This window comes from Mycobacterium sp. E1715 (genome assembly GCF_001667625.1).
Classification (GTDB): Bacteria; Actinomycetota; Actinomycetes; order Mycobacteriales; family Mycobacteriaceae; genus Mycobacterium.
This window is the reverse complement of sequence record NZ_LZJJ01000497.1, coordinates 1-5,212: the sequence shown is the minus strand read 5'-3', so window position 1 is coordinate 5,212 and position 5,212 is coordinate 1. Positions and strand designations below refer to the sequence as shown.

Here is a 5,212-nt window from a genome sequence, read left to right as displayed (position 1 = left end):
CGCCGCGGCCGCGGCGACGCACCGGCACGCGGATCCCGTCGTGCCGGTCGAGCTGTATCCCGGTGAGGACGTGCTGCGCGCGCAGCTGGCGGGCACCGTGATCGAGGTGGCGCCCGAGTGCGCCGACTTCGGTGCGGGCAGTCAGCTCGTCGTCCTCGAATCGATGAAGATGCAGCACGTGCTCACCGCCCCCGACGCGCTGCGAACCGTCCGCGTTCTGGTAACGCCCGGGCAGGTGGTCGGAACCGGCGACCCGTTGCTGGTCTTCACCCGCACCGGCGACGGCGCCGGCGGCGACTCCGCCGCCGACGCAACGGATCTCGATCGGCCGCGAGCCGACCTCGACGAGGTGCGCCGACGGCATCTGTTCACTCTCGACGAGGGCCGCGAGGCCGCGGTTGCCAAGCGGCACAAGCAGGGCCGTCGTACCGCGCGGGAGAACATCGCCGACCTGATCGACCCCGGCAGCTTCATCGAATACGGCGCGCTGGCCATCGCCGCACAGCGCAGCCGCCGCTCCGAAGAAGACCTGATCGCCAACACGCCGGCCGACGGCCTGGTCGCCGGGCTGGCCACGATCGGCGCCGCCCGCTTCGGGCGGGCGGCGGCCGAGGCGGTCGTAGTGTCCTACGACTACACCGTGCTGGCCGGCACGCAAGGCATGCGCAACCACGCCAAGACCGACCGCGCGTTCGACCTGGCCGTCCGAAAACGCTTGCCGGTGGTGCTCTTCGCGGAGGGCGGCGGCGGCCGCCCGGGGGACACCGACGTGGGTGGCGCCGCCGGGCTGGACGTGCCGACCTTCCGGATGCTGGCCGGGCTGAGCGGTCGGGTGCCGTTGATCTCGATCGTGTCGGGCAGGTGCTTCGCCGGGAACGCCGCGCTGGCCGGGGTCTGCGACGTGATCATCGCGACCCCGGACGCCAACATCGGGATGGGCGGGCCCGCCATGATCGAGGGCGGCGGTCTCGGTGTATATCCGCCGGAGGCGATCGGCCCGATCGGTGTCCAGCGCCGCAACGGCGTCGTCAGCCTGGTCGCCCGCGACGAGGCGCACGCGGTGTCGCTGGCCAAGCAGTATCTGTCGTATTTCCAGGGCGGCGTGGACGATTGGGCGGCTCCGGACCCGCGGCTGTCTCGGCATGTGGTGCCGCAGAACCGGCTACGCGCCTATGACGTTCATCGGGCGATCGAGGCGATCGTCGATACCGGCTCGGTGCTGGAGCTGCGGCCCGACTACGGCGTCGGCATAGTCACCGCGCTGGTCCGCGTCGAGGGCGCGGCGTACGGGCTGATCGCGAACAGCACGCATCACCTCGGCGGCGCCATCGATGCCGAGGCCGCCGACAAGGCCGGCGACTTCCTTGCGCTGTGCGAATCGTTTCGGCTGCCGCTGATTTCGCTGTGCGACACCCCGGGCTTCATGGTCGGGCCCGACGCGGAGAAGGACGCGGCGGTCCGGCGATTCGGGCGGATGTTCATCCTCGGCGCGCGGCTGACCGTGCCGGTCGGGATGATCATCCTGCGCAAGGGATACGGGCTGGGCGCGATGGCGATGGCCGGGGGGTCCTTCCGGGCGCCCCAATTCACCGTCGCCTGGCCGACCGGCGAGATCGGCGGGATGGGACTGGAGGGCGCTGTGCGCCTCGGGTTCAGCAAGGAGCTGGCCGCCGAGGGCGACCCCGCCAAGCGTCAGGAACTATTCGACAAGCTGGTCGCCGCGGCCTACGACCACGGCAAGGCGCTGCGGGCGGCCACCACGTTCGAACTCGACGACGTCATCGACCCCGCGGACTCCCGGGCCTGGATTGTGAGGCTCCGGGAGCCGCGGAGATCGCGGTGACCGAACCGATCAGGCGTGGCCGCCGCCGCAGCCGACGCCGGGCAGGCAACCCTGCCCGCCCGGAATGCCGCCGGGCCCCGCGTTCTGGCCGCCCGAGCCGCAGCCGACGCCCGGGACGCAGCCCTGACCGCCGGGACCGCCGCCGGGGCCCTGGTTCTGTCCGCCGGAGCCACAGTTGCCGTTGCCGTCGCAACCGCCGCCGCCCGGGTCATCCTTGATGACCACGTGGGAGGGCGCCGCGGACGGTGCGGGTGCCGAAGCGGGGGAATCGGTCATGGCGATCGGCGCAACGGCGATCGCGGCGGCCGCAGCCCCGCCCATCACCAGTCTTTTCGTAAGGGTTAATTTCGAGAACATGCGGGTCGCATACCACCGACCCACACGTGTAAAACATCCATGTAGCGAACGGGAAACCGTTGGCTTTCGCGCGACGGAAGGCGCACCACGATGACCTCACAGGACCTGACCGGCCGGACCGCGATCATCACCGGCGCCTCGCGCGGGATCGGGCTCGCGATCGCCCAGCAGCTCGCCGGGGCCGGAGCCAACGTGGTGCTAACCGCCCGCAAGCAGGAGGCGGCCGACGAGGCGGCCGCACAGGTGGACGGCAACGCCCTGGGGGTCGGCGCGCACGCCGTCGACGAGGACGCCGCCCGGCGCTGCGTCGACCTGACCTGCGAGCGTTTCGGCGGCGTCGACATTCTGATCAACAACGCGGGCACCAACCCGGCGTACGGGCCGCTGATCGACCAGGACCACGCCCGATTCACCAAGATCTTCGACGTGAACCTCTGGGCCCCGCTGCTGTGGACCTCGCTGGTCGTCAAGGCCTGGATGGGTGAGCACGGCGGCGCGATCGTCAACACTGCCTCCATCGGCGGCCTGCACCAATCGCCCGCCATGGGCTTGTACAACGCCACCAAGGCCGCACTGATCCACGTCACCAAGCAACTGGCGCTGGAACTTTCGCCCCGAATCCGCGTCAACGCCATTGCCCCCGGGGTGGTGCGCACCCGGTTGGCCGAGGCGTTGTGGAAGGACCACGAGGATCCGCTGGCATCCTCGATAGCGCTCGGACGCATCGGCGAGCCCGTCGACGTGGCAGGCGCCGTGGCCTTCCTGGTCTCGGACGCCGCGAGCTGGATCACCGGCGAGACCATGGTGATCGACGGCGGGCTGCTACTCGGCGCCGCACAAGGCTTTCAAACTCGGCCGCAGGGCTAGCCATGACCACCGAAGACCTGGCGGTGGATCTCAAGGCGCGGGTGCAGGCGCTGCTCGACGAGCACGACCCGGCCACCACCGACCCGCGGGAATTCCTTGGCGCGCAGTACGACGCCGGCCTGGCCTGGGTGCACCTGCCGCGCGGCTTCGGCGGGCTGGACCTGCCGCGCAAGGCCCAGGAACTCGTCGACGCGCAACTGGCCGCCGCGGGCGCGCCGGTGGGCGGCACCGTCAAGAACTTCATCGGCATGGGCATGGCGGCGCCCACCATCGCGGCGTTCGGCACCGACGAACAGAAGCGAAAGTTCCTGCGCCCCTTGTTCACCGGTGAACAGGTCTATTGCCAATTGTTCAGCGAGCCCGGCGCGGGCTCGGATCTGGCCGGGTTGGCCACCCGCGCGGTCCGCGAGGGTGAAGACTGGATCGTCAACGGGCAGAAGGTGTGGACGTCGATGGCGCAGCACGCGCAGATGGCCATCCTGGTCGCCCGCACCGACCCGACGGTGCCCAAGCACGCGGGCCTGACGTACTTCCTGTGCGACATGACGCAGCCCGGCGTCGAAGTGCGGCCGCTGCGGCAGATCACCGGCGAGGCGGAGTTCAACGAGGTGTTCCTCACCGACGTGCGGGTGCCCGACTCCAACCGGCTCGGCCCGGTCGGCGGCGGCTGGCGCGTCGCGACCACCACGCTCAACAACGAGCGCGTCGCGATCGGTACCCGCGCCGGGACACCGCGCGAGGGCGGGATCATCGGGAAGGTCACCAAGGCGTGGCGGGACGAGCCCGGGCTGCGCAATCCCGCGATGCACGACGAGCTGATGAAGCTGTGGGTCGACGCGGAGGTCCTGCGGCTGGCCGGCGAGCGCCTGCGGCAGCAGGCCCAAGCCGGTCAGCCCGGTCCCGAAGGCGCCGGCATGAAGGTGGCCTTCGCCAGATTGGCGCAAGCGATTTCGGGGTTCGACATCGAGCTGCACGCCGAGGCGGGGCTGCAGTACGACGACTGGACCATGCGCAGGACCGAAGTCGTCGACCTGGTCGGTCGGGAGCCCGGGTACCGCTACCTGCGCGCCCGCGGCAACTCGATCGAGGGTGGCACCTCGGAGATCCTGCGCAACACCATTTCCGAGCGCATCCTCGGGCTGCCGGGTGAGCACCGCGTCGACAAAGACGTCGCCTGGAAGGACCTGCCGCGATGAGCGACCTGTTGTACTCCGAAACCGAGGACGCCCTGCGCGACAGCGTTCGGCGCCTGTTCGCCGACCGCTGCCCGCCCGAAGCGGTCGCACGCGCCTATGACCCTACGCCACAAGACTTTTCGGGCCTGTGGCGGACGCTGGCCGCCGAGTTGGGCGTCGCCGGCCTGTTGGTCCCGGAGTCACTCGGCGGCGCGGGCGCGGGGGCCCGCGAGGCCGCGGTCGTGATGGAGGAGATCGGCCGGGCCGTCGCGCCGGTGCCGTTCTTGTCCAGCGCGGTGCTGGCCACGGTCGCGCTGTTGCGCGCCGGCGATACCGAGACCGTGTCGGCGCTGGCGCGGGGTGAGCTGACCGCCGCGTTGGCGGTGCCGCTGTCGACCGCGCCCGGCGATCCGATCGGACTCGTCCCCGGCGGCGCGGACGGGCTGAGCGGATCGGTCACGAGCGTCGCCGGCGCCGCCGAGGCCGACGTGCTGGTGGTGCCGGTCGCGGGCCCGGATGGGCCCGAGCTGCACACCGTCTCGCGCACCGCGGCGGGGGTGGAAGTTTCGCCCCTGTTGGCGTTGGACATGACGAGACCCCTTGCCGACCTCAGCTTTTCGGCGGCAAAGTCGTCACGCGTCGGCCCTGCGGACGGGCCGATCGACGCGGCTCTGCGCACGGGGGCGGCGCTGCTTGCGTCCGAGCAACTCGGAGTCGCCCAGTGGTGTTTCGAAACCACGCTGGATTATGCCAAGCAGCGCAAGCAGTTTGGTCGCGCAATCGGCTCCTACCAGGCGATCAAGCACCGGCTCGCCGATCTGTGGTTCGAGGTCAGCGCCGCGACGGCGGCGGCCCGCCACGCCGCCGACACGTGTGCCCGCGCCGACGAAGACGCCGCCGTCGCCGCGGCGCTTGCCCAGGCGTATTGCAGCGGCGTCGCCGTGCACGCCACCGAGGAATGCGTCCAGCT

Annotated in this window: 5 protein-coding genes; 4 read left to right on the top strand and 1 reads right to left on the bottom strand. The window is 71.0% G+C overall.

Going from position 1 to position 5,212, the window contains the following annotated elements; translation table 11 throughout:
• On the top strand, positions 1-1,843 hold a 1,843-nt coding region (locus A9X03_RS24715), incomplete at its 5' end, for a carboxyl transferase domain-containing protein (protein WP_304528485.1).
• 9 nt (positions 1,844-1,852) lie between these two features.
• On the opposite strand, the gene A9X03_RS24710 is transcribed toward A9X03_RS24715, so the two are convergent.
• Positions 1,853-2,200: a PE-PGRS family protein gene (locus A9X03_RS24710; RefSeq protein ID WP_067750810.1), complete on the bottom strand. Its 348-nt coding sequence runs from the start codon at positions 2,198-2,200 to the stop codon at positions 1,853-1,855.
• 90 nt (positions 2,201-2,290) lie between these two features.
• On the opposite strand from A9X03_RS24710, the gene A9X03_RS24705 reads away from it, so the two are divergent.
• The 3 genes from A9X03_RS24705 to A9X03_RS24695 all read left to right on the top strand — a co-directional run.
• Positions 2,291-3,067 carry an SDR family oxidoreductase gene (locus tag A9X03_RS24705; RefSeq protein ID WP_067750805.1) on the top strand — a complete coding sequence of 259 codons (777 nt, stop codon included), beginning with the start codon at positions 2,291-2,293 and terminating at the stop codon, positions 3,065-3,067.
• Between the two features lie 2 nt (positions 3,068-3,069).
• Complete coding sequence (locus A9X03_RS24700) at positions 3,070-4,263, top strand: acyl-CoA dehydrogenase family protein (protein WP_067750799.1); 1,194 nt, start codon at positions 3,070-3,072, stop codon at positions 4,261-4,263.
• On the top strand, positions 4,260-5,212 hold a 953-nt coding region (locus A9X03_RS24695; protein WP_068263449.1), incomplete at its 3' end, for an acyl-CoA dehydrogenase family protein. The genes A9X03_RS24700 and A9X03_RS24695, both read left to right, overlap by 4 nt.